Here is a 23,501-nt window from a genome sequence, read left to right as displayed (position 1 = left end):
GATATGGCACGTAGACAAATAGTTTTAGATACAGAAACCACCGGCATCGACCCTAAACAAGGGCACCGGATTATAGAAATTGGTTGTGTAGAGTTAGTAAACCGTCGTTTAACAGGTAATAACTTTCATGTTTATATTAATCCGCAACGTAGCATAGAAGAAGAAGCGATTGACGTTCACGGTATTACTAATGAATTTTTACGCGACAAACCGCTTTATCGCGATATTGCACAAGAGTTTTTTGACTATATAAAAGGCGCTGAGCTTGTTATTCATAATGCCCCGTTCGATGTGGGCCACATGGATAATGAATTTGCATTGCTTAATCAAGGCTTTCCAAATACCCATGATTACTGTCAAGTTCTCGACACGCTTAAAATGGCGCGTGATTTGCATCCTGGTCAAAAGAATAACCTAGATGCGTTATGCCGACGTTACGACATAGACAACGCCAAACGGACCTTACACGGCGCGTTACTGGATTCTGAGATTTTAGCTGATGTTTATCTTGCCATGACAGGCGGACAAACAAAGTTAAACTTAAATCAAAACAAAGATGATGGTAGCGAGCAACAGCAAGGTGGTATAAGACGTTTAACCAGCGAAAGAGCGCCATTGGTTGTATTACACGCCACAGATGAAGAGCAAAGCGCACACGAAGCCAGATTGGATCTTGTAAATAAAGAAGGCGGCCAATGCCTATGGCGCGCTGAATAAGGCCTTATAATGAGAATAATGTATTTTGTAATCGTGTTATGTGCACTAAGCTTGTTACCAAGTAATGCTTACAGCGCAGAGCAAGTTGAAGTATTAAAACGGGATGGCCTGCAAAATGAAATCCCCTTACTCGACAACCGCTTTCGAATTGACAGCCAAATAGACGAAATCACATTACTCTTTTTCAGAAAACCAGGAACACCTGCCGTTATCTTAGTTAGGCCTGATGGCAGTAAGTATTTTGCCACCAACGCAGTTAGAGATACGAATATTGAATGGTTTGACGAGCTTAGCTATGACCTTGTCACTATAAAAAAACCAATGCCAGGTCCGTGGCAAGTTATAGGAAGTATTTCACCAGATAGCAGAATTGTTGTACTGGGTGAAATATCGCTTAAGGCAGAGCCGTTACCCCCCATGCTTTTTAGAGGCGAGACTATAAAAGTAACTGGCCAAATATTAAATGATGGTGAACCCATTAACGCAAATCTATTTAGAGACGTTGTGAGTCTTAATGTTGACTTTGTAAGTACGAATAACGATAGCTTTGCAAACTTTGGCGCAGGTGTTCAAGAGGTCGCCGAATTTAAAGACGACGGGCGTGGATTTGATGAACGGCCAAAAGATGGCGTATTTACCGGTGAGTTCAAACTTGTGTTTCCTGAAGGTGAGTGGATACCTGAACTTTACATTTCAACTCCTTTACTGCAACGCAGGGTCGTTCAAAACACCATCATTGTGCATGAACCACCGTTTGGTTTCGATATTGCACTTGCAGATGAAAATATTGATGAACATAAATTAACGATCGCAATAGACAATAAAATAGTTAAATCTGAGACCGTTATTTTTCAGGGTAAGATTTACTACCCAAATAACGAAGAGCAAATGTTTACAATTAACGCTACGCAAAGTGAAACCAGAGAGTTGATAATTAAAAACTATGATTGGGGTCGATACAGTGTAGAACTGTCTGTTTTTGGTACTAACAATAACGGCCGTGAATTTATGGCCACTTTACCAACCTATAAATTTGAAATAGCCCGGCCAATAGAAGCCGTGCCAGAAGTTGATCCTGCAACAGTTGTTGCAGCCGAACAAGCCACACCAATTGAGCCTGAAGAAGAAAAAATGGCCACATCAACTATTGTGAGCTTAATAATTGGCTGTAATATTTTAATTATATTACTTGGCTGGTTAGCTATTCGAATATTTGTACAAAAAAAACCGATTAAAATTAAACTATCGTTACCTTTTTTAAATAAAAAGAAACACGCGAATCAAGATGCAGACGACACAGAAAAAAATCAAGTTGACAAAAACGGTTCAAAAAATGACAAATCAGGTGAAATTTTAAACCTTTCGATGTCAGATGACTAAAAAACCTGTAAAAAAACAAAAAAGCCCTTGACGAAGTAGGGGCTGGTTCGTATTATTCACGCCGCTGTCAGGGAGACCTAAACAGCAACGAAAATGCGGAGTGGTAGTTCAGTTGGTTAGAATACCGGCCTGTCACGCCGGGGGTCGCGGGTTCGAGTCCCGTCCACTCCGCCAATTTTCGACAATTTGTAAGTAAAAGCTGGAGTGGTAGTTCAGTTGGTTAGAATACCGGCCTGTCACGCCGGGGGTCGCGGGTTCGAGTCCCGTCCACTCCGCCAACACTTACACAACATATGGTTGTAAAACATATTCTTATTATGGAGTGGTAGTTCAGTTGGTTAGAATACCGGCCTGTCACGCCGGGGGTCGCGGGTTCGAGTCCCGTCCACTCCGCCAATAAGAAAAAATAACAGTTTAAATACGCGCTGGAGTGGTAGTTCAGTTGGTTAGAATACCGGCCTGTCACGCCGGGGGTCGCGGGTTCGAGTCCCGTCCACTCCGCCAACTATTTAAACACTGTTATATTACAAAAATTTGTATGCTGGAGTGGTAGTTCAGTTGGTTAGAATACCGGCCTGTCACGCCGGGGGTCGCGGGTTCGAGTCCCGTCCACTCCGCCAACAAATTAAGTAATGGCAAGTAAAAAGATATCTCTGCGGAGTGGTAGTTCAGTTGGTTAGAATACCGGCCTGTCACGCCGGGGGTCGCGGGTTCGAGTCCCGTCCACTCCGCCATTTGATATCGTAACAAAGTTAGTAAGTGCATTACCCCATGCACATACCACTGCGGAGTGGTAGTTCAGTTGGTTAGAATACCGGCCTGTCACGCCGGGGGTCGCGGGTTCGAGTCCCGTCCACTCCGCCACTTGTTATTTCCTCAATAACAAGCAATAAATAATTTCCTTATTAATAGATCTAAACATAATTTTTTATAAGCTATAAGCTATAAGCTATAAGCTATAAGCTATAAGCTATAAGCTATCAGATCGACTCTTTTATACTAACCTGCTAATATTCCTTATTATTCTTCATTATTCAGCTTCATATATCTGCATGAATTACCAAGAATCTAACCTCACTTTTAAAAAGGAAGCATTAAGATGAGCACATTAGGTCAACAATTAAAGCAGCTACGAAATGATAAAAAACTGAGTCAACCAGAGTTCGCTCAGCAAGTGGGGATAGAGCAGAGTTATTTATCAAAACTTGAAAACGATAAATCAATTCCCTCGAATGAAATATTTAGAGCCTTATTAATAGCATTAAATCTTTCAATTGATGAGTTTATGAAGCCGCTTGTATCGAGCCTTGATAAAGCTAGGCTGATGCAAATACCCGATGTAGAAGTGTGGTTTAAAAGTAAAGCTGCAAAGAGTTCTGCTACACAGCGAAAAATTATATATCTCGCAATGTTTTTGATATCTATTGGTTGTGCATTGTTTTATGCAGGACATAAAAACTATGTTTTCAATGAACGCTTTTACGAATACAAATCTCTAGGTGTGATCAAAACAGAAGAACCTCTGAATATTTTTATTCATTGGAGAAATTATATCATTGAATCAAACCGAGAGAAAAGAGAGGGGAAAAATCGGGAAATGCTAGCCAGAAGAGTCCCAGTTTTTAAGTTAATGGATGAGTATGTTGGTGAGTCATTTGTCGAAGACGTTGAGGGCGGTAAACGTGTTTATAATGCAAATGAACTTCCAAGGACCTTGTCACATGCGGGTAATAGTTGGTTTGAATTTATCGGCATATTTGCTGCTGTGTTTGGCTTGGTTCTCGCTGTACTTGAGCCAAAATTAACACGCCACCTACACTAAGTATTTAAATTAAAATACGCAGTTTAACTTTCAGTTTAGCCCGCAGCTTCGTGTGACTTGGGTAATTTTATAAGTAACTATACAATCAGCTCGATAAGTCGCTAATACTTAAAATATTTAAGGATAATATTTAAATTACTTTAAAGAGTGTATGTGCTTTGTAACTGAGTCAAAGCACCTTATCTGTTTAAACTATCTTGATTATGAAAAAGCACAAGGGTAGTCGCTGTTAACGGTATAGGTGGTTTTAGGGCTCCTAATGCCGTTAGTGTTATCTGTAGCTGTTGTGATGGGCTTTGTTTCTCATTAAAATTTTATACTATAACGCTAATTTAAAAGGATATTTTATGATTGAAGTCGTTGGCTTAAATAAACAGTTTTTCAACAATGTAGTTTTCAAAAATTATAATCAGGTTTTTTCAGATCAAAAACTCTGTATAGAAGCGCCTAATGGCCACGGTAAAACTACATTACTTATGATGTTAGCAGGGCTTGATAAACCACAAAGTGGCTCATTTTTATTTGCCGGCAGTACTTTAAGTGAGCCTACAAAAACAGTAGCGATTGCCAGTGACCGAATTACGTTACCTGATTTTTTAACAGCTAAGCAAATCATTGATTTGTCTGTTCGCACAGTCGATTGCCAGTGGCCACATGAATTAGTTAAAGGGTTTAGCTTTACTGAATTTTTAAATACTCGATTTAGTGCCTTGTCTTCGGGCAATCAAAAAAAGTGTCAGCTTATTTTAACGCTAATGCGAAAGTCACCTTACTTATTTCTTGATGAGCCAAGTGCTGCACTTGATCAAATGAGTATTCAGTACCTTTTAAACTTACTCGATGTTTATTTGATTGATAAGCCGAATGGGCAAATTATTATTACTTGTCATGAGCCTGCAGTGTTTACCACACATGGTTTCAGATGTGTGCCGTTATGAGTTTTGTGAGCGTAAAAAGCAGGCTTGAGCAGTACCATGCGTTTATAAGCTATCGGTACTTAGCGTACACGCTTGAGCTTAAGCAGCTGCTAGTGCAGTTAAAGAGCTTTGGTTTGATATTTTTAGTGGTGTTGGGTTCATCCATTTTGGGCTTGGTGCTGTTGCTCTTTTTAGGTTTAGGGAAAATTATAGACAGTACAGATGCGCCTTTAAGTGGTGCTCAAATGGCGCTGTTTTATTTGTTATTGCAAAGCGTGATGTTAAGCGCAATGAAACCGGCAATTAAGAATAGCAATCAACGGTTATTTCAGTGCACAATCGCTCGTCCAAGCTGGTTAAATTTAGCAGATATAAAATTGCTACTTATTAGCAATGGCTGGCTTATAGCGAGTCTGCTGGTAGCACTTGATTTAACCTTAGTACAGTGGATAAAAGTACCGCACTTTATCGTTTTTATATGCCTTCAGTTAGGTTTAGGCATTATCTGTTTATACAAACCTAGTGCACTCGTTTATGGGTTTGTTTTTAGCACTTTATTTTTATTAACTTCTGTTGAGTTATCACCGCTTATTTATCATCTGGGTTTTGCAATTATCTTTTTCTTTAGCATTTTTATACCGGTAATTAATATAAATAGGATGGTGAGTGTGCGGTCTTTGTTTGGTTTTTGGTTTTGTTACTTCATAAACCATAGCTGGACGTTGGTATGGCGTATATCGTTACTTTTATGTGTATTTATGGCATCGGCTGCTTTATTAGAAAAGCGTCCAGATCTTGTAAATATACTAGACACTGTGGCAATTGCTTTTATTGTACTTTTTAGCAGCTCATTACAATTTGATTGCACGAAGGTTTATGAACAATACCGCTTGTTTTTCAAAATGACTCATAAGGCGCGAGCGTTTAATATCAGCCAGTTTATACCCAGTATACTGTTGCTTTTAGGAGCCTTTATAACCTATAGCATTACGTTTGAGAGATTAAACAGTATGTTATTAAGCTTGGGTTTTATGTGGTGTTTATTGCAGGTTTATTTTGCACAAAAAAAACCAGCGCATTATGCGCTGGTTTGGATTATTTCTACCGTTGGGCTGCTTGCTTTACTAAATTAGTTAAGCAGCATCCACTTTTGTAATAACACTATCTCGAGCGGCTTTGCCTGCAAGCAAATCAGCAGGGTCAAAGTCATCTACGTTAATTACGTCTAAACGAGCCTGTTCTACAGCGGCTAACTTATCCGCTTCGGCTTGGCTTAAAATGCCCGCTTCAAGACCCATTTGCGCTACTTTATCAAGTTGGAAGAACGGTAGTTTCACACCTTTCTCTTTACATACTCTTTCAAATAAAGGCTCAACTTCTAGCACGTCTTTCAGCGTTTGCTCCTGACGGCCTACAAGGTTAAGTGGCTCATTTGTTAAGTAAACATAACTTGCTAAGCGGTTACGCGTTTCGCTAGGCACTTGTAAGATTTGAGCTAGTTTATGCTCTAACTTATCAGTAGGCTTGCGCACCGGGCGACCAAACGGGAACAATAACACTTTCAATACGCCACGAAGTGGTGCAGAAGGCATGTTGTTAATCAAGTCAGCAAGCGCACGTTGACAGTGGTAAAGGTGATCCTGACAGCTCCATTGAACTAACGCAAAATCTTCTTTCTTACGGCCTTCGTCGTTGTAACGTTTAAGCGTTGCAGATACTAAGTATAGGTAGCTTAATAAATCACCTAAACGTGCAGAAATACGCTCTTTACGTTTAAGAGAGCCGCCAAATACAGCCATGCTAATATCTGACATAAGTGCTAAAGAAGCACTAAAGCGCGACGCTATACGGTAAAACTCAGCTGTTTCGTCATGGTAAGGCACACTTGTAAAGCGAGCACCTGTAAGGGCAAGCCACTTAGTACGCACTAGGTTCGACATAGTAAAGCCAATATGACCCATTAGCGCTTTATCAAATACGTTAAGCGCTTCTTCGCGGTCTTCAATTTCGCACGCACCTAGCTCGGTTAGTACAAATGGATGACAGCGAATGGCACCCTGGCCGTAAATAATCATATTACGGGTCAGGATGTTTGCACCTTCAACGGTGATGGCAATAGGTGCACCTTGATAGCCACGGCCTAAATAGTTATTTGGACCAAGCATGATCCCTTTACCGCCAAGAACGTCCATTGCATGGATTGTTGCATCGCGCATTTGTTCGGTTAAGTGGTATTTAATAATCGCTGATACAACAGATGGTTTTTCACCTAAATCAACCGCACCAGTCGACATACTTACTGCGGCGTCTGAACTGTATGCGTAACCGGCTAGTTTAGCCATTGATTCTTCAACACCTTCCATTTTACCAATTGGCAAACGGAACTGACGACGAATACGGCTGTATGCACCCGTAGCGGTTGCAATCATTTTAATGCCGCCGGCAGAGTTAGACGGTAATGTAATTGCACGGCCTACCGATAAACACTCAACTAGCATGCGCCAGCCTTGGCCAGCCATATCAGGGCCACCAATAATGTAATCAAGAGGTACAAAAATGTCTTTACCGCGAGTAGGACCATTTTGGAATGGTACGTTAAGCGGGAAGTGACGACGACCAATCTCTACTCCAGGAGTATCTGTTGGGATCAACGCACAGGTAATACCTGGCTCTTTCACATCACTTAATAAGCCATCTGGATCTTGTAATTTAAATGCAAGCCCAAGTACCGTAGCTACAGGCGCAAGCGTGATATAGCGCTTATTCCACGTTAGGCTTATACCTACAACTTCTTCACCGTTCCATTGTCCTTTACACACAACACCGTAATCAGGGATTGAACTTGCGTCAGAGCCTGCTTCTGGTGATGTTAATGCAAAACATGGAATTTCATGGCCGCTAGCTAAGCGCGGTAAGTAATGGTCTTTTTGCTCTTTTGTACCATAGTGTTGTAATAATTCACCTGGACCTAATGAGTTTGGAACACCAACAATTGACGAAAGTAATGTTGATTTACTCGTTAGTTTTTGAAGTACACAAGACTGAGCAAACGCAGAAAACTCTAAACCGCCGTATTCTTTTTTAATGATCATGGCAAAAAATTTATTATCTTTGAGGTATTGCCATACATCTTGCGGTAAATCAGTTAACTCGTGTGTTGCTTCCCAATCGTCTAGCATGCTACATACTACTTCAACAGGGCCGTCTATAAAGGCTTGTTCTTCAATAGTAAGTTTAGGCACAGGGTATTGATGTAGCTTTTTCCAATCTGGGTTACCGCAAAATAAATCAGCTTCCCACCAAGTTGTACCCGCATCGATTGCTGACTTTTCAGTGTCAGACATGCTCGGAGTTACTTTTTTGAATACCGTAAAGATAGGTTTGATGATGTATTGCTGGCGAATACCAGTAACTGAAAGAGGCACTGCGATGACCAAAAAGATCAACCAGCTAATTAAACCAAAAGCACCCGCAAAGGTACCAATTAATAACGTTGCAGCAGAAACACCAAGTGCTGTGTTCCAACTCGCTCTGTGGTAAATCGCAGTGCACAGCAGTACGATTAAACCGAGTGTAAATATGAGTGTCATTTTAATTCCTTAATAGAGGTCAGACCACCTCATTTAGAGTAGCGCTAGTCAGCTCAAGTTTCAAGTAAATTAGCGTGTAAAATTATAGTAAAAAGTCAGAAGTTTTGCTTTACAAAATACCTTTTAAGGGGACGAATAGTGCTTTTTGCCATACACATTATGTTTTTTATTAATTCAGAGCGTTAAAAATTTATAATTCAGGTAGTCATAATGATTTTTTTAAGTAAATATGCAACTAATCTAGCAAAATTTTTTTTGTAAAATGTACTGCTATTTATCCGTATTTTTTAAGGGCTATTTATAAATGTGTGAATTACTTGGCATGTCAGCCAATGTACCTACTGATATCTGTTTTAGTTTTTCTGGTCTTTTGGAGCGAGGCGGTAATACAGGTCCGCATAAAGATGGCTGGGGTATTACTTTTTATGAAGGTAAGGGCTGTAGAACATTTAAAGATCCTGAGCCCAGCTATAAATCTGAAATTGCTAAGCTTGTTAAAGCTTATCCTATAAAAAGCGTTTCGGTTATCAGCCATATACGCCAAGGTAATCGAGGTCGGGTATGCCTAGAAAATACTCATCCGTTTACGCGTGAGCTGTGGGAGCGCGAAATAACCTACGCACACAATGGCCAGCTTTCTAATTATCACGATTTAAAACCCGAATATTATCGCCCAGTGGGCAACACCGACAGTGAACTCGCTTTTTGTTGGTTGCTGGATAAAATTCGTGAAAAATACCCAAAGCGACCTTCTAACATGGCGTCAGTATTTAGATACGCAGCAAAGCTTTCGCATACGTTACGTGAAAAAGGTGTATTTAATATGCTGATGACCGATGGTGTATTTGTTTTAGCGTATTGCACAAATAACTTACATTACATAACGCGCCGTGCGCCGTTTGGTAAAGCTACATTAATTGATGCTGATATGGTGGTTGATTTTCAAAAAGAGACAACCCCAAACGATGTGGTCACTGTCATTGCAACAAGGCCGCTCACAAACGATGAACGTTGGAAAAAAATGGAGCCAGGAGAGTTTTCGTTATTTAAAATGGGTGAGCTTATATAGCCCACCTATTTTACAAATAAAACTTCAGCTAATTAGCTTGAAGGTTTTTAGTGTGGTCAACCGTTGCGGTTGGGGCAGTCACAGTAAATGAATTCATTTGAACTTCAAACTGTTCAGTGCCTTTTTCACCTTTCCACATGCGCACAAGCATGTAATCCATTTCAGGTGCAAACCAAGCGAGGGCTTGTCGTTTGTCGGTATCATATAAGCGTTTAACTTTAATTGCTTCAACGTTACCTATAGGCAAAGAAATCATCTCTGTGCCGACCACTTCAAAATTATAATCTCGACGGTTGCCTTTTTTATCAACAAGGGGAAACGAGAAATTTGTTTCTCCTTTTTTTAACCCTTCACGAACCTGAACTTGATACGAGATAGCATCCTGAAAATCATCAGTCCACTCGCACTTTAATGGGTACTCACTTGTACTGCTGGTAACAACCTCATTTTTTTTGTCAAAATCAATTTTGTAGTTTTTATCTGGTCCTGTGCCTTTACGCACCATTGAATAATGATCAGGCGAAACCTTGCCGTCTTTAAACGTAAATTTTGAGGTTTCTTTTCGTGAGTCAGAAAAAATCATCCACTCAATATCACTGTGGTAGGTTAATTCATAGCTTTCATTATCAAGCTTTTTCAGAGAACGGACCGCCGTACCATGATTACTGCCTTTACGCAAAATATCATAGCTGGCTTCGTATTGAGTCAATTCGCCTGCAATAAGGCTTGTTGGAAGTAAAGCGCCCGCACATAGCATTAGGGCGCTTATTTTTTTATTGTGGGTAGTGCGCGCCGTGTGCAGGAAGTTGTTTTTTGTCAAGAACCGCATAATCTGCTTCCATAGTAAGTCTTTGTTCACTGAACCATTTGACCACCAAAGGATAAATTATATGCTCTTGTTCGTGCACGCGTTTTGCTAATGTGTCTGCTGTATCATCCTTGAGTACAGGTATTTGTGCTTGAAGAATAACCGGACCACCGTCTAATTCTTCAGTTACAAAGTGAACACTTACGCCATGAACATCGTCTTTTGCATCAATTGCTCTTTGGTGGGTATTCAGCCCCTGGTACTTAGGCAACAAAGATGGATGAATGTTCAACATTTTTCCAATATATTTTTGCACTAAGCTAGGTGTAAGAATACGCATAAACCCAGCTAATACAACTAGATTTGGTTCAAAAGAGTCGATAACGTTCATTAACTGCGCATCGTAGGCCTCGCGCGAGTCAAAATCTTTATGACTAAGGACTTGCGTTGCAATGCCTGCATTTTTAGCACGCTCTAGGCCATACGCGTCTGCTTTATTACTAATAACAGCCGCAATATGTCCGTTTATCTCGCCACGTTCACAGGCATCTATAATGGCTTGTAAATTAGAGCCACTGCCTGAAATTAAAACTACTAGACGAGTGGGTGCCATTACTTAGCACCACCTACAATGTCTACTTGCTCTTCGCCTGGAGCTGCATCTTGGATTTCGCCAAGGTGCCAAGCGTTTTCACCTAAGTCTTTAAGCATAGTTAAGCTTTGCTCAAGTTTATCGGCAGGAACAACCAAAACCATGCCTACGCCACAGTTAAATGTGCGGTACATTTCATGCGTAGTAATATTACCGTTTTCTTGTAACCAGTTAAAAACACTTGGCCACTGCCAGCTATCGCCTTTAACCACTGCCTTAGCAGATGCAGGTAGTACGCGTGGAATGTTTTCCCAAAAGCCACCACCCGTAATATGCGAAAGGGCATGTACGTCAACGTGCTTAAATAACTCAAGTAACGGTTTAACGTAAATACGTGTAGGCTCTAATAAATGCTCGCCTAGTGTTTTACCGTCTATAACTTGATTAGTGTCGGCGTTGGATACTTCAAGTACTTTACGAATTAAAGAAAAACCGTTTGAATGAGGGCCGCTAGATGCAAGCGCAATAAGCTGATCGCCTGCGGCTACTTTAGTGCCATCAATAATTTTAGATTTTTCAACCACACCAGTACAAAAACCTGCCATGTCGTAGTCTTCACCATCATACATACCTGGCATTTCTGCTGTTTCGCCACCAATTAGGGCACAACCTGAAATTTCACACCCTTTACCAATACCGGTTACTACGTCGGCTGCTGTGTCTATGTCTAGTTTACCTGTAGCATAGTAATCAAGAAAAAACAGGGGTTCAGCACCTTGAACAATTAAATCGTTTACACACATAGCAACTAAGTCAATACCTACGGTATCGTGCTTTTTAAGGTCAATTGCCATACGCAATTTAGTACCTACACCATCAGTACCCGCTACTAATACTGGTTGTTTATAACCTTCAGGAATTTCGCACAGTGCGCCAAAACCACCAATTCCGCCCATCACTTCAGGACGACGGGTTTTTTTAACTACGCCTTTAATACGCTCAACAAGTGCATTACCAGCGTCGATATCTACGCCCGCGTCTTTATAGCTAAGAGACTGTTTTTGTTCGCTCACAGGTTTTCCTCAAAATAGTTGTTTTGGGTTGCTTAGAAACGCGCGTATTTTACAACAATTGCACCTGCGCGGCTAGCGTAAATATAGCTTTGAAATAATTAACAAGGACACTTGTCCGCTAGTTGCTGTATTAGTAAACAAAAAAGCGCCCAACGGCGCTTTTTAATAACAAAATAAAACTTAATATTGTAATTAGGCTTTAGCTGTGAGTATTGCTCTGAGTGGGGCAGGGTAACCTTCAATGGTTTTACTTGTATCGTTTGGGTCTAAAAAGTCGACTAACGATTCGTTTTCCATCCAATCAGTTTTACGTTGTTCGTCGAGCGTGGTAATTGCGCAATCTTTTATTTGTACATCTTTAAAGCCGACGCGCTCCATCCACAGTTTTAATGCAGCAGTACTTGGAATAAACCATACATTGCGCATTTTTGCGTAGCGGTCGGTAGGCACGAGTACTGTGTTTTCGTCGCCTTCAATTACTAGCGTTTCAAGCACCAATTCGCCACCCGGGCGAAGCTGGGCTTTCAATTGTGCTAGAAAGTCGATAGGTGAGCGACGGTGATAAAGCACCCCCATCGAAAATACCGTATCAAAGGCTTTAAGTTCTGGTAGGGCTTCAACACCTAGCGGAAGTAAATGTACGTTCTCGTCTGGGTTATAATGTTTAATAGCCTGAAACTGACATAAAAATAAGTCAGATGGATCAATACCGACTACAAACTCAGCGCCTTCTCCGCGCATGCGCCACAAGTGATATCCCGAGCCACAACCAATATCTAACACGGTACGGCCTTTTAACGGCTCAATATGAGGAAGGAGCCTGTCCCACTTCCAATCACTGCGCCATTCGGTGTTTATTTCAATACCGTGCACACTAAATGGGCCTTTGCGCCAAGGCATCATGCGTTTTAATAAATGTGTAGCTTGCTTTTGCTCGCCTTCGCTCATCTCCCCTGGTGCGCCAATTTCTACTTTAGTGGCGATATCAACGTGAGTTGTTTTTACTACTGGTAAATTTTTAAGTACTTTTTGCCATTTTGGTAAATCACCATGGCTTGCCTCTAACTGCCAATGTTTTAATTGAGCGGGTAGAGTTTCTAGCCAGTGGCTAAGTGAGCTTTGTGCAATAGCAGCGTAAAATTGATTAAACCATTGAGACATAAATTACTCTTTATTATTTAATTGCTACCATTGAGCAAAAATTAAAACATTGGTACCACACTTGTGTTTGGCTAAAGCCAATATCACTTAACCTGTTAAGGTGCGTGCTGAGTGTATCGGGGCGCATTACGTTTTCTATTGCGGTACGTTTTTGACTTATTTCAAGCTCAGAGTAGCCATTATGACGTTTAAAGTCGTGATGCAAATCAATCAATAAATTATCGCATTGCTCGTTTTCAGCTTTAATTTTTTCGCTTAGTAGTAACACACCGCCAGGCTTTAAATTAGCGTATATTTTTTCAATAACAGCTTGGCGCTGCGCATGAGGGATAAACTGCAGTGTAAAGTTCATTGCCACAACCGATGCATTTTTGATATCAAGCTCGTTAATATCCCCTAAAGTAACGGTTACAGGTACCTCAGATTTAAAACCCTGTAAATGCAGTTTGCAACGCTCAACCATGGCTTGTGAGTTATCCACTGCAATAATATGGCAATTATCGGTGCGAATATTACGGCGCATACTCAGCGTTACTGCACCAAGCGAGCAGCCTAAGTCATACAAGTTAGAATTACTTTGTGCATATTGTCCCGCTAATTTGCCCATAGTGCTAACAATAGTGGCATAGCCAGGCACAGAGCGCTGAATCATATCGGGGAATACTTCAACCACATTTTGGTCAAAGCTAAAATCTTTTACTTGTTGCTCAGAGGCGTAAATACTGTCTTTTATGGTCACGAAGGCAGTCTCTTTAAAAATAATAAGGTTATTTTAACATTTTATGCTGGATAGTCAGTGATAAATTCAGTAGGTTGGCTAGAATTATGAATAATAAGTACAAAAGAGAACGTTAAATGAGCAAAAGTAAAGTTATTAGCACCGACGATATACTAGCAACACTTTGTCACTCAGTGACAGGGGTACTTTCATCAGCAAGTGGTAACGAAATAAGTTACTCAGCCATGGTGCAAAAAATAACACGCACCTGCATGCGACCAGACATTGGTTGCTTTGTATTATTTGATGGCGGATTTACAGGGCTTGTTGTCACCAACTTCACATCGCAAGCAGCAATGGAAATATACGGCGACTACATGCGTAACATGGGGATGCCGGAAGAAGAAATAGCACATAGTCATTTGTCAGACGATGTTTCAAACGTAATGGGCGAGTTAATGAACCAAATTGTAGGCGACTTTACCTCTAAAGTGCGCGAACAACTGCATACTTCTATTACGCAAAATCAGCCGAAAATGATGGCGATTAATAAACAAGTGCAAATTTCGGTCGATACCACAATGGATCGCCCACAAGCGCGCCGCGTTACTTTTACTACCCGCAATCAAAATATTTTCTACTTAGAACTGGCAATGGATAAAACAGAGTTTATAAAACTACACGACTTTGACATTATTGAAGCCATTGACCCAGATGACATTATCGAAAACGAAGCTAAACAAAAGGCACAAAAAGAAAAGGCAAGCGAGACAAAGCAAGACGATGCCGATGACGACTTTATGGCTGAGCTAGGGCTGTAACACCTCAAAGTTAATAGCTTATAGCTATCAGCTGAAAAGTTATTCAAAAAACGCGATTTGATATCGCGTTTTTATTTATGAATACTTTGATAATTGATTAGGTTGTATTTATATTTTAGGCTGACCGCTGACCGCTGACCGCTGACCGCTGACCGCTGACCGCTGACTGCTGACTGCTGACCGCTGACTGCTGACCGCTGACTGCTGACCGCTCATGTATACGGGTTCTCTCCCATCGCTACCACCACACAAAATATCCGTAAATCCAGCTCCAATTGGTGATAACTCGGCTCCATGTGGCAGCACAGTTTATAAAAGCTTTTATTGTGATCTTTTTCTTTAAAGTGTGCGAGCTCGTGTACAACTAAGGCTTTTAATAATGGCTCGGGGGCACGTAGTAAATCGCTGTTTATGGCTAAATCGTGTTTACGGGTTTTGCCTTGCATACGATAGGTGTGCGTACCCAATGCGTTGGTGACCATGTCGCCTTGTTTTTTAAATGCTGCGCGGCCAAATGGTGGGGCGTTTTTTAAATACTGTTTTTTAAGCTCAGTGGCGTAGCTATACAGTAACTTATCACTGGTAATACGATGCGCCTGCGGGTACTTTTTAAGTAAATACTCACTTACCTTTCCTGCTTTTATTAGTCCTAATACTTGCTCAACGATATTGGCAGGGTAGCCTGTAAAGTAACGGGCGTATTCACTCATTTTTATGTCTCTATATTCTTGTTTTATTTTTAAAAAAGGGCATGTTGCTGCGCTTCTTTCTCGCCGCTAAACGGATTGAGTACACTATGGTTATACCCAAGATCTTTACAAAATTGGCGTGCAAGTAATGGCGACTCACGATTATCAGCAGTATGAAAAAACAGATAAGGGGATTTACCCTCATCAAGCCATTGTTTTACTTTACTAAGCCACGGCTTGTAAAAGGTTTGGTAGTCGTTTTTTAAATCAGCAATCACAAACCGTGTCATAGGCTCTGACCCCGTGGCAATTGCATGCACCGGCAAGTGAGGCTTTTTTTGCTGCGCATCTATTAACGCTTCGGTGGTTGGCTTTACTGCAAAAAGCGCTCGCGTATCCATAGAAATACGATTTATGTTGTTTGCCATTAATAACTGATTAAGCGCTATTTCGGATTCACCTTTTTTAAAAAAATCAGCATGGCGTACTTCTACACCATAGGTAAGCTCTTTAGGCAGTAAGCTAATAAAGTGTGCCAATTTGGGTAAATCGTTTGGGCCAAATGCTTTGGGTAATTGCAGCATTATTTGCCCTGTTTTTTCAAGTAAAGGAGCAAATAGGGTTAGCCAATCGGTAAGCTCTTTTTGCACATTGGTCAGCTGTAGTTCGTGGCTAAAACGACGATGAAATTTAAAGGTAAATTTAAAATCGTCAGGTACGCTTTGTGCCCAGCGCAAAGCAGTACTGGGTGATGGGTCGGCGTAAAAACTGGTGTTACCTTCTACCGAATTAAAATGCTGCGCGTACTGGCTTAGCATGTCGGCGTTTTTACATTGGCTTGAAAATAAATTGCCCTTCCATGAAGTGCTAGACCACTGAGGGCATCCAATATATAACATAAAAAATAGCTAATAAATTACATCGTGCCGCCAGTGTAGCAAATACCAACAGTGCCTGCTTTAAATTAACAGCAACACACCAAACACGCCTAGCATCTTCAACCTACTTGGGTATAATGCAGGGCTTAATTTGAATATTCTTAGATTGCTTACGGCTTTATTTGAAGTGTGGTGGCTCTTTTTTAAATTATGCGCCTATAAAAACAAATAATTTTTACCGTTGAAGCCTTTTATCTGACAGGAAAACTATGCGCTCTATATACTGCGGACAGCTAAATAAAACTCACGTAGATCAAGAAGTTGAACTATGTGGCTGGATCAACAAACGACGTGACCTTGGTGGACTTATCTTTGTCGATTTACGCGATAGAGAAGGTTTAGTACAAGTTGTATTCGATCCAGAAGTTGAAGGACTAATGGATACAGCGAACAAGCTTCGTCAAGAATTTTGTGTTCAGTTAAAAGGGGTTGTACGTGCTCGCCCAGAAAGCCAAGTAAATAAAGACATGGCAACTGGCGAAGTAGAAATTTTAGGCACCGAGCTTACAATTATTAACCGTTCAGAGCCTTTACCGCTTGACTTTAACCAAACAAACTCTGAAGAGCGTCGTTTAAAGTACCGCTATTTAGACCTTCGTCGCTTAGAGATGAGTGACCGTATTAAATTACGCGCTAAAGCTAGCAGCTTTGTTCGCCGCTTTTTAGATGAAAACGGCTTTTTAGACATTGAAACACCGGTGCTTACAAAAGCAACGCCAGAAGGCGCGCGTGATTATTTAGTACCAAGTCGTGTCCACAAAGGTAGTTTTTACGCTTTACCGCAATCGCCACAGTTGTTTAAGCAATTGTTGATGATGTCGGGTTTTGACCGCTACTACCAAATTGTTAAATGTTTCCGTGATGAAGATTTACGTGCCGATCGCCAGCCTGAATTTACGCAAATAGATTTAGAAACCTCGTTTATGAGCTCGGATCAAGTACGTGGTATGACTGAAAAAATGATCCGTGAGATGTGGCAATCATTACTAAACGTTGATTTAGGCGACTTCCCAATTATGCCTTACAGCGAGGCAATGAGCCTTTACGGTTCTGATAAGCCAGATTTACGTAACCCAATGAAATTAGTTGATGTTGCAGATTTAGTAAAAGATGTAGAGTTTAACGTTTTTTCAGGCCCAGCTAATGACGAAAAAGGCCGCGTAGCTGTATTAACAGTACCAGGTGGCGCTAAGCTTTCGCGTAAGCAACTTGACGATTACACTAAATTTATTGGTATTTATGGCGCTAAAGGCATGGCGTGGATGAAAGTAAACGACCGTGATGCGGGCGTTGAAGGCGTGCAATCGCCAATTGCTAAGTTTTTAAACGAAGAGGTAATTACCCAGTTACTTGAGCGTACTAACGCACAAACGGGCGATATTATTTTATTCGGTGCAGATAAGCGCAACACAGTAAATGAAGCAATGGGCGCGCTTCGCCTTAAAATTGGTGTTGATTTAGAAATCACTAACCTTAACAGTTGGGCACCACTTTGGGTTGTTGATTTCCCAATGTTTGAAGAAGACGATGAAGGTACGCTTCACGCAGTACACCATCCGTTCACAGCACCAAAAGATATTAGTGCAAGTGAGCTTGAAGCAAACCCAGCAGCGGCTATTTCAGATGCCTACGATATGGTATTAAACGGCTACGAAGTAGGTGGTGGTTCGGTACGTATTCATAATGCAGATATGCAAGAAGCCGCATTTAGAATTTTAGGTATTGAGGCACAAGAGCAGCAAGATAAGTTTGGCTTTTTACTTGATGCCCTTAAATACGGCACACCACCACATGCTGGTTTAGCATTTGGCCTTGACCGTTTAGTTATGCTTTTATGCGGAACAGATAACATTCGTGACGTTATTGCTTTCCCTAAAACTACACAAGCGTCTTGTTTATTAACAAACGCACCTAGCAAAGCGAATAGTGATTCGTTAACTGAACTGGCAATCAGTGTGGTAGAAAAAGCAGCCCCTAGCGAAGAGTAATTTGCGCTGAGTTTAAAGCGTTGAATTTAAAAACCCTTAAGTTGTTTGCTTAAGGGTTTTTTTGTGGTTAAATTTAGCGCAGATTGTAATTTAACCACTATAAAAAGGAATTTCCATGTCAATTAATGTCACTTTTTTTGGCGAGTTTTTAGCTTTTCTTATTGTGCTGTGTATCCCTGTTTTTGCTGTAATTAGCTACAAAATAGGTAAGCGAAAAAGCACCAGCCCCGGTGTTTTAGCCTTTGTAGGCGGGTGCTTAGGATTGTTTCCACTATTCGGGCTAATTTATATTGCGGTACTTGCGCTTAGAAAAGATTTACCAGAGAGAGGCGACTATAGCCATTGATAATTGTGAAGAGGAAAGGGTTAAGTATAAAGGTTAGCTAAAACAAAAGAAGCAAAGGCGATACCTAAGCTTCTAAACGTTACATGCGTTGTTTAATTATCGGCTAGGGCCATTTTTATTGCGTGCACTGGCTAGTTGCCTAGCAATCGCTAGTAACGCCGGTGAAATATCGTCAGCGCCATTTTTAATTAAAGCAGTAACATCACCCGATGAAAACAGTCCATCACGCGGTGATTTAATTCCTAATTCACGAACAAAGTCCTTTGTTTTACCTGTACTGCCGGTTTCAATAAACTTAAATATAATGCGTTCATTGTTGTTTTTAGCGGGGGTTTTTAATGTGCTAATTTCATCATTAATTAATGCTAACTTTTCTTCTAGAATTTCAATGCGCTGTTCAATGGTGCTGTATGATTTCATGTGTCGGATCTTTCACTGAGTATATTGGAACAATTGCGCCTATTATCGCACAATTTTGCGGATGCGGCTGTTAGTCTTTTTCAACATTTATTAATCTGCAGTTTAAATGTAATAAATTTGGTATAACCACACAGACTATTATTACTTTAAAGGCTGTTATTAAGATTATAAAACGCCTAAACTAACTGGTATTAATTATAATAAACAATATGTTAAGTAATATGCATCAAACACTTTTTTATCTCACACTTCTTTTTATAAGTGTAAGTTCCTATGCAAGCGAAGCGTTTATTACAGACATCAGCCGTGATCGCGAGATCCCAGTTAGCATTTCGTTACCAACAAATAACGTTAAATGCAGTAAACAAAATAAATGCCCCGTTTTCTTTATAAATGCAGGGTATGGTATGAGCCATAATCGCTATACTTTTGCCAGTGATGAGTTTAATAAACAAGGTTATCTAGTAATTGCAGTGGCCCACGAATTGAAAACCGACCCTACGTTAAATGTACATCCCCCTTACATGACTACCCGCATGGAGAACTGGCATCGCGGTGTGGTCACTCTTAAGTTTTTAGTCAATGAATTAGCAGCCAAATACGCAGAGTATGATTTCTCAAAGCTCACTTTATTTGGTCATTCTAATGGTGGAGATATTTCAGCCTTGTATGCCGCAATGTACCCTGATGAAGTAAGCGTTGTAATTACGCTTGATCATCGTCGTATGTTATTGCCTCGTAATAAAAATATTCGTGTACTAACACTCAGAGCCAGTGATTACCCAGCTGATGCAGATGTGCTTTTAAGCGATAAAGAGTTGGACGAATTTCCGGTTACTCAAATTCGTATTGAAAAATCTCGCCATAACGGTATGTATGATGGTGGCCCCAACTGGCTGGTTAAGAGAATGAGTAAAGAAATTGCTAAGTTTATGAATTAGTAGGTTAACGCGCCGTTTTAGCAGCGCGTAATGGCAAGTTCTTCTTATGCGAAATTTACGTAGCGGTTTGCCCAATGTGCAATGATTTTTGCAGCGTAGTCGGCATCGCTTTTATTAGTCAGTAAATGATCGGCGTTATCTAGACTTATAAAGCTTTTTGGGTGCTTAGCGGATGCGTAAATTTTTTCAGCTTCAGTAATGTTTACGGTTGTATCAACCGGTGAGTGCATTACTAATAAAGCGCGTTTAAGTTTACTTATGTGGCTTTTATCGTATTTAGCTATATCGTCGATAAATTGCTTTTTAATGGTAAATTCGCGCCCAGCTAAACTCACTTTTGCTTCGCCATCTGCGTTTATTTCATCTAAATGGGCTTCAAAATTATGTGCTACATGTTGCGCATCTGACGGTGCGCCAATTGTTGTGATAGCTGTAACTTCAGGAATATATTGTGCAGCAGCAAGCACGGCAGCTCCCCCTAAACTATGACCAATGAGCAATTGCGGGGCTTTAAAGTGCTCTCTTAAATGATCAGCAGCAGATACTAAGTCTTGAATATTTGATGAAAAGTTACTGTTAGCAAAATCACCATCGCTGTTACCGAGGCCTGTAAAATCAAAACGCAGTACAGCAATTCCTTGTTGAGTTAAAGCAAGACTAATGCGCGTTGCTGCGGCAATGTCTTTACCGCAGGTAAAGCAATGGGCAAATAGGGCATAAAATTTTATGTTGCCATCGGGGAGTTCAAGTTGTCCGGCAAGTTCTAAGTTATTACTTTTAAAAGATACTTTTTGTCGCATGGGGCGCCTTTTTGAACCAATAAAATACGTTGTAATACTAGACCAGATATAAGTACTAATGAATGCAAATTCAATGGCTTTTATTTATTGATCTTGATCAACGCACGCTTTGATGGTGGCACTTTACGGACATATGTCCTTATGTTTTTGGGGCTGTTTGTCTATCCTCGCATGGCGCTATAATGAAGTCCTTGCTACTTTATATACTTAAAAGTATTTGAAGTACTTCACTTCAAACAACCTATTCACTGGAACGTACAATGCAATTACCTACTGTTGATTATAAAGCTCCCGATGCGGCTGCACAATTTGTTGAATCGTTAAGAAATACTGGATTTGGTGTTTTAAAAAATCACCCAATTCCACAGTCTTTAGTTGAGTCTATTTACAAAAACTGGCAAGACTTTTTTAACTCAGAGCAAAAGCACGACTTTTTATACTCTAAAGAAACACAAGACGGTTACTTTCCGCCTTCAGTGTCTGAAGTAGCTAAAGGCTTTACCATTAAAGACATTAAAGAATACTTTCATGTTTACCCAAATGGGCGTGTACCTGCTGAGCTTGAAGCCGACGTACGTGAGTACTACCGCTTAGCAAATGAGTTTGCTGCAACACTTTTAAGCTGGGTTCAAGCTGAGGCGCCTGCTGATGTGCGTGCTAAGTTTTCGATTGATCTTAAAGATATGATTGCAGACTCGGATCAAACATTGCTACGTATTTTACATTATCCACCTATGACGGGTGATGAAGAGCCTGGTGCTATTCGTGCTGCTGCTCATGGAGATATTAACTTATTAACCGTATTACCAGCATCAAACGAGCCAGGCTTACAAGTTCAAAAGACAGACGGCGGTTGGTTAGATGTACCCTGTGATTTTGGTAGCCTAATTATTAACATTGGCGATATGCTGCAAGAAGCATCTGGCGGTTACTTCCCGTCTACGATTCACCGTGTTATTAATCCAACGGGTAAAGCGTCTACTAAGTCGCGTATTTCATTACCGTTATTTTTACACCCGCGCCCAGACGTTGTACTTTCAGAGCGTTACACCGCGGATAGCTACTTGCAAGAACGCTTACGCGAGCTAGGTGTTAAGTAATGCATAAGCTTAATTAAGCCTTACTGTTAGGTTTAAGCATTACCAAAAAACGGCTTTTAGCCGTTTTTTGCGTTTTAAGCCTAGTAATATAGGGCTTCAATTGGGCGCAAAGTAAATAATGTCATGCATTCTAGCCCACGACAGGTATAATGCGCGCAACTGGCCGTTTTGGCCTTATTTAAAAGAGAGTTTATATGAGTTTTGAAGGTCTAGGTTTATCACAGTCTTTAGTTAATGCGGTTTTAGAAAAGGGCTATGAAACGCCAACGCCAATTCAGGCTCAAGCAATTCCTGCAATTATTGAACGTCGTGATGTAATGGCGGCGGCACAAACTGGTACAGGTAAAACAGCGGGTTTTACGCTGCCACTTATCGAACGATTATCAACAGGCCCAAAAGCAAAAAGTAACCATGTACGTGCGCTTATTTTAGCACCTACGCGTGAGCTTGCACTGCAAGTAAGTGAAAACGTTGAAGAGTACGCCAAGCATTCAAATGTGAGTTCGTTTGTTGTGTATGGTGGCGTTAAAATTAACCCGCAAATGCAGCGCTTGCGCAAAGGTGTTGATATTTTAGTGGCAACGCCTGGGCGTTTAATTGATTTACATAATCAAAATGCCGTTAAGTTTGATAGCGTAGAAGTGCTCGTTTTAGATGAAGCTGACCGCATGCTTGATATGGGATTTATTCACGATATTAAACGCCTTATTGCTAAAATGCCTGCTAAGCGTCAAAACCTCATGTTTTCGGCTACGTTTTCAGATGATATTCGAGCGTTAGCTAAAGGATTAATAAACGATCCGGTTGAAATTTCAGTTGCTGCAAAAAACACCACAGCTAAAAGTGTAACGCAAAGTGTTTACGCGGTAGATAAAGGCCGAAAAACAGCCTTACTCAGCCATTTAATCCGTAGCAACGATTGGCAGCAAGTGTTAGTTTTTAGCCGAACTAAACACGGTGCCAACCGATTAGTTAAGCAACTTGAACGCGACGATATTGTAGGCGCAGCGATTCATGGTAATAAATCACAGGGTGCCCGTGTAAAAGCGCTAGATGGTTTTAAAAGCGGCGAAGTGCGTGTGCTAGTAGCGACTGATATTGTGGCTCGTGGTCTTGATATTGTTGAGCTTCCGCATGTAGTAAACTACGACTTACCTAATGTATATGAAGATTATGTACACCGTATTGGCCGTACAGGGCGTGCTGGTGCATCGGGCCATGCAATTTCGTTTGTAACGGTCGATGATGCAGTCGATTTATACGGTATTGAACGCTTTATTGGTGAACTTATTCCTCGTGCAGAAGAAGAGGGCTTTGAGCCAGTAAACCCAGTAGCAGAACGCGCATTAAACGCACGACCATTACCTGCTAAAAAGCCGAAGAAAAAACAGCCTTTTAATAAACCTAAATCGGACAGCAGTAAGCCAAATAGTAAAAAGCCAAATAATGGCGGCAACGGTACGGGTCCTCGTCGTGGGGGTTCTAAAAAACCTGCTGCTAAAACAGATGACAACACACAAAACCCTTGGTCAAAGCGCCAGTCGGTAGGCGGAAACGGCCAGCGCCGTCGTCGTCCAAATAATAACGATTAATACCAATTTGCAACAATAC

21 protein-coding genes, 7 tRNA genes and 1 pseudogene are annotated in these 23,501 nt (G+C 40.8%); 19 read left to right on the top strand and 10 right to left on the bottom strand.

Annotation, left to right across the window (positions count from 1 at the left end; translation table 11 throughout):
- Positions 1 to 3 precede the first annotated feature (3 nt).
- From dnaQ to AC27I2_RS11405, 12 genes are all read left to right on the top strand, one after another.
- Positions 4 to 717, top strand: coding sequence for a DNA polymerase III subunit epsilon (dnaQ, locus tag AC27I2_RS11460; RefSeq protein ID WP_487204361.1), 714 nt, complete (start codon positions 4 to 6; stop codon positions 715 to 717).
- Between the two features lie 9 nt (positions 718 to 726).
- Positions 727 to 2,097, top strand: a complete 1,371-nt coding sequence (locus AC27I2_RS11455; RefSeq protein ID WP_487204360.1) for a TIGR03503 family protein — start codon at positions 727 to 729, stop codon at positions 2,095 to 2,097.
- A gap of 97 nt (positions 2,098 to 2,194) precedes the next feature.
- Positions 2,195 to 2,271 (top strand) — tRNA-Asp (locus tag AC27I2_RS11450).
- Positions 2,272 to 2,298: 27 nt separating this feature from the next.
- A tRNA-Asp gene (locus tag AC27I2_RS11445) sits at positions 2,299 to 2,375 on the top strand.
- Between the two features lie 41 nt (positions 2,376 to 2,416).
- Positions 2,417 to 2,493: transfer RNA gene (locus AC27I2_RS11440), tRNA-Asp, on the top strand.
- Between the two features lie 31 nt (positions 2,494 to 2,524).
- A tRNA-Asp gene (locus AC27I2_RS11435) sits at positions 2,525 to 2,601 on the top strand.
- A gap of 39 nt (positions 2,602 to 2,640) precedes the next feature.
- Positions 2,641 to 2,717: transfer RNA gene (locus AC27I2_RS11430), tRNA-Asp, on the top strand.
- Positions 2,718 to 2,754: 37 nt separating this feature from the next.
- A tRNA-Asp gene (locus AC27I2_RS11425) sits at positions 2,755 to 2,831 on the top strand.
- A 53-nt stretch (positions 2,832 to 2,884) separates the two neighbouring features.
- Positions 2,885 to 2,961: transfer RNA gene (locus AC27I2_RS11420), tRNA-Asp, on the top strand.
- A gap of 235 nt (positions 2,962 to 3,196) precedes the next feature.
- Entirely contained in the window at positions 3,197 to 3,919 is a 723-nt protein-coding gene (locus AC27I2_RS11415) for a helix-turn-helix domain-containing protein (protein ID WP_487204359.1), read from the top strand.
- Between the two features lie 347 nt (positions 3,920 to 4,266).
- The gene (locus tag AC27I2_RS11410; RefSeq protein WP_487204358.1) at positions 4,267 to 4,857 is read left to right on the top strand and encodes an ATP-binding cassette domain-containing protein; all 591 of its coding nucleotides are present in this window, start codon (positions 4,267 to 4,269) and stop codon (positions 4,855 to 4,857) included.
- A complete protein-coding gene (locus AC27I2_RS11405; RefSeq protein WP_487204357.1) occupies positions 4,854 to 5,969 on the top strand; it encodes a DUF6136 family protein in 1,116 nt (371 codons plus the stop codon). The genes AC27I2_RS11410 and AC27I2_RS11405 overlap by 4 nt, the downstream gene beginning before the upstream one ends.
- Here AC27I2_RS11405 and fadE read toward each other — a convergent pair whose 3' ends face one another.
- Positions 5,970 to 8,426 (bottom strand): acyl-CoA dehydrogenase FadE, encoded by a 2,457-nt coding sequence (fadE, locus tag AC27I2_RS11400; protein ID WP_058405639.1) that lies wholly within the window; start codon positions 8,424 to 8,426, stop codon positions 5,970 to 5,972. It abuts the gene before it with no gap.
- Between the two features lie 304 nt (positions 8,427 to 8,730).
- Between fadE and AC27I2_RS11395 the strand changes: the two genes are divergently transcribed.
- Positions 8,731 to 9,495, top strand: a complete 765-nt coding sequence (locus tag AC27I2_RS11395) for a class II glutamine amidotransferase (RefSeq protein ID WP_487204356.1) — start codon at positions 8,731 to 8,733, stop codon at positions 9,493 to 9,495.
- A 28-nt stretch (positions 9,496 to 9,523) separates the two neighbouring features.
- Here the strand turns inward: AC27I2_RS11395 and AC27I2_RS11390 are convergent, their stop codons facing one another.
- From AC27I2_RS11390 to cmoA, 5 genes are all read right to left on the bottom strand, one after another.
- Positions 9,524 to 10,252 (bottom strand): DUF3108 domain-containing protein, encoded by a 729-nt coding sequence (locus AC27I2_RS11390; protein WP_058405637.1) that lies wholly within the window; start codon positions 10,250 to 10,252, stop codon positions 9,524 to 9,526.
- 16 nt (positions 10,253 to 10,268) lie between these two features.
- Positions 10,269 to 10,916: a phosphoribosylglycinamide formyltransferase gene (gene purN, locus AC27I2_RS11385; protein ID WP_006794043.1), complete on the bottom strand. Its 648-nt coding sequence runs from the start codon at positions 10,914 to 10,916 to the stop codon at positions 10,269 to 10,271.
- Positions 10,916 to 11,968 (bottom strand): phosphoribosylformylglycinamidine cyclo-ligase, encoded by a 1,053-nt coding sequence (purM, locus tag AC27I2_RS11380; protein ID WP_006794042.1) that lies wholly within the window; start codon positions 11,966 to 11,968, stop codon positions 10,916 to 10,918. The genes purN and purM overlap by 1 nt, the downstream gene beginning before the upstream one ends.
- Before the next feature lie 192 nt (positions 11,969 to 12,160).
- Positions 12,161 to 13,129 carry a tRNA 5-methoxyuridine(34)/uridine 5-oxyacetic acid(34) synthase CmoB gene (gene cmoB / locus AC27I2_RS11375; RefSeq protein WP_487204355.1) on the bottom strand — a complete coding sequence of 323 codons (969 nt, stop codon included), beginning with the start codon at positions 13,127 to 13,129 and terminating at the stop codon, positions 12,161 to 12,163.
- A 13-nt stretch (positions 13,130 to 13,142) separates the two neighbouring features.
- Positions 13,143 to 13,868: a carboxy-S-adenosyl-L-methionine synthase CmoA gene (cmoA, locus tag AC27I2_RS11370; RefSeq protein ID WP_058552814.1), complete on the bottom strand. Its 726-nt coding sequence runs from the start codon at positions 13,866 to 13,868 to the stop codon at positions 13,143 to 13,145.
- A 116-nt stretch (positions 13,869 to 13,984) separates the two neighbouring features.
- Between cmoA and AC27I2_RS11365 the strand changes: the two genes are divergently transcribed.
- Positions 13,985 to 14,668, top strand: coding sequence for a DUF3334 family protein (locus AC27I2_RS11365; protein ID WP_487204354.1), 684 nt, complete (start codon positions 13,985 to 13,987; stop codon positions 14,666 to 14,668).
- Between the two features lie 212 nt (positions 14,669 to 14,880).
- Here the strand turns inward: AC27I2_RS11365 and AC27I2_RS11360 are convergent, their stop codons facing one another.
- Entirely contained in the window at positions 14,881 to 15,378 is a 498-nt protein-coding gene (locus AC27I2_RS11360; protein ID WP_487204353.1) for a M48 metallopeptidase family protein, read from the bottom strand.
- 29 nt (positions 15,379 to 15,407) lie between these two features.
- Complete coding sequence (locus AC27I2_RS11355) at positions 15,408 to 16,256, bottom strand: DUF72 domain-containing protein (protein ID WP_487204352.1); 849 nt, start codon at positions 16,254 to 16,256, stop codon at positions 15,408 to 15,410.
- Between the two features lie 248 nt (positions 16,257 to 16,504).
- Between AC27I2_RS11355 and aspS the strand changes: the two genes are divergently transcribed.
- Both aspS and AC27I2_RS11345 read left to right on the top strand, forming a co-directional pair.
- On the top strand, positions 16,505 to 18,283 hold the full coding sequence (gene aspS, locus AC27I2_RS11350; RefSeq protein WP_487204351.1) for an aspartate--tRNA ligase: 1,779 nt from the start codon (positions 16,505 to 16,507) through the stop codon (positions 18,281 to 18,283).
- Positions 18,284 to 18,398: 115 nt separating this feature from the next.
- The gene (locus AC27I2_RS11345) at positions 18,399 to 18,629 is read left to right on the top strand and encodes a hypothetical protein (protein ID WP_058552809.1); all 231 of its coding nucleotides are present in this window, start codon (positions 18,399 to 18,401) and stop codon (positions 18,627 to 18,629) included.
- Between the two features lie 96 nt (positions 18,630 to 18,725).
- On the opposite strand, the gene AC27I2_RS11340 is transcribed toward AC27I2_RS11345, so the two are convergent.
- A complete protein-coding gene (locus AC27I2_RS11340) occupies positions 18,726 to 19,049 on the bottom strand; it encodes a hypothetical protein (RefSeq protein WP_006794033.1) in 324 nt (107 codons plus the stop codon).
- Positions 19,050 to 19,270: 221 nt separating this feature from the next.
- On the opposite strand from AC27I2_RS11340, the gene AC27I2_RS11335 reads away from it, so the two are divergent.
- Positions 19,271 to 19,990: an alpha/beta fold hydrolase gene (locus AC27I2_RS11335; RefSeq protein WP_487204350.1), complete on the top strand. Its 720-nt coding sequence runs from the start codon at positions 19,271 to 19,273 to the stop codon at positions 19,988 to 19,990.
- A 50-nt stretch (positions 19,991 to 20,040) separates the two neighbouring features.
- Here the strand turns inward: AC27I2_RS11335 and AC27I2_RS11330 are convergent.
- A pseudogene (locus AC27I2_RS11330) lies at positions 20,041 to 20,790 on the bottom strand (alpha/beta hydrolase family protein); the annotation flags it as partial.
- Between the two features lie 260 nt (positions 20,791 to 21,050).
- Here AC27I2_RS11330 and AC27I2_RS11325 point away from each other — a divergent pair.
- Together AC27I2_RS11325 and AC27I2_RS11320 are read left to right on the top strand one after the other, a co-directional pair.
- Positions 21,051 to 21,890 (top strand): isopenicillin N synthase family dioxygenase, encoded by an 840-nt coding sequence (locus tag AC27I2_RS11325; RefSeq protein ID WP_058552807.1) that lies wholly within the window; start codon positions 21,051 to 21,053, stop codon positions 21,888 to 21,890.
- Between the two features lie 194 nt (positions 21,891 to 22,084).
- Complete coding sequence (locus tag AC27I2_RS11320) at positions 22,085 to 23,482, top strand: DEAD/DEAH box helicase (RefSeq protein ID WP_487204349.1); 1,398 nt, start codon at positions 22,085 to 22,087, stop codon at positions 23,480 to 23,482.
- The last annotated feature ends 19 nt before the right edge of the window (positions 23,483 to 23,501 follow it).

The sequence above is a fragment of the Pseudoalteromonas sp. NH0006-46 genome (assembly GCF_057547735.1).
The sequence above is the reverse complement of the archived record's forward strand: the minus strand, read 5'-3'. Positions and strand labels throughout refer to the sequence as shown.

Coding starts and splice junctions, on each gene's coding strand:
- AC27I2_RS11390 (WP_058405637.1), bottom strand. CDS start 10,252: ATGCTATGTGCGGGCGCTTTACTTCCAACAAGCCTTATTGCAGGCGAA.
- AC27I2_RS11360 (WP_487204353.1), bottom strand. CDS start 15,378: ATGAGTGAATACGCCCGTTACTTTACAGGCTACCCTGCCAATATCGTT.
- AC27I2_RS11455 (WP_487204360.1), top strand. CDS start 727: ATGAGAATAATGTATTTTGTAATCGTGTTATGTGCACTAAGCTTGTTA.
- AC27I2_RS11410 (WP_487204358.1), top strand. CDS start 4,267: ATGATTGAAGTCGTTGGCTTAAATAAACAGTTTTTCAACAATGTAGTT.
- AC27I2_RS11365 (WP_487204354.1), top strand. CDS start 13,985: ATGAGCAAAAGTAAAGTTATTAGCACCGACGATATACTAGCAACACTT.
- AC27I2_RS11345 (WP_058552809.1), top strand. CDS start 18,399: ATGTCAATTAATGTCACTTTTTTTGGCGAGTTTTTAGCTTTTCTTATT.
- AC27I2_RS11405 (WP_487204357.1), top strand. CDS start 4,854: ATGAGTTTTGTGAGCGTAAAAAGCAGGCTTGAGCAGTACCATGCGTTT.
- AC27I2_RS11335 (WP_487204350.1), top strand. CDS start 19,271: ATGCATCAAACACTTTTTTATCTCACACTTCTTTTTATAAGTGTAAGT.
- aspS (WP_487204351.1), top strand. CDS start 16,505: ATGCGCTCTATATACTGCGGACAGCTAAATAAAACTCACGTAGATCAA.
- purN (WP_006794043.1), bottom strand. CDS start 10,916: ATGGCACCCACTCGTCTAGTAGTTTTAATTTCAGGCAGTGGCTCTAAT.
- AC27I2_RS11415 (WP_487204359.1), top strand. CDS start 3,197: ATGAGCACATTAGGTCAACAATTAAAGCAGCTACGAAATGATAAAAAA.
- AC27I2_RS11340 (WP_006794033.1), bottom strand. CDS start 19,049: ATGAAATCATACAGCACCATTGAACAGCGCATTGAAATTCTAGAAGAA.
- dnaQ (WP_487204361.1), top strand. CDS start 4: ATGGCACGTAGACAAATAGTTTTAGATACAGAAACCACCGGCATCGAC.
- AC27I2_RS11355 (WP_487204352.1), bottom strand. CDS start 16,256: ATGTTATATATTGGATGCCCTCAGTGGTCTAGCACTTCATGGAAGGGC.
- AC27I2_RS11325 (WP_058552807.1), top strand. CDS start 21,051: ATGCAATTACCTACTGTTGATTATAAAGCTCCCGATGCGGCTGCACAA.
- AC27I2_RS11395 (WP_487204356.1), top strand. CDS start 8,731: ATGTGTGAATTACTTGGCATGTCAGCCAATGTACCTACTGATATCTGT.
- cmoB (WP_487204355.1), bottom strand. CDS start 13,129: ATGTCTCAATGGTTTAATCAATTTTACGCTGCTATTGCACAAAGCTCA.
- AC27I2_RS11320 (WP_487204349.1), top strand. CDS start 22,085: ATGAGTTTTGAAGGTCTAGGTTTATCACAGTCTTTAGTTAATGCGGTT.
- fadE (WP_058405639.1), bottom strand. CDS start 8,426: ATGACACTCATATTTACACTCGGTTTAATCGTACTGCTGTGCACTGCG.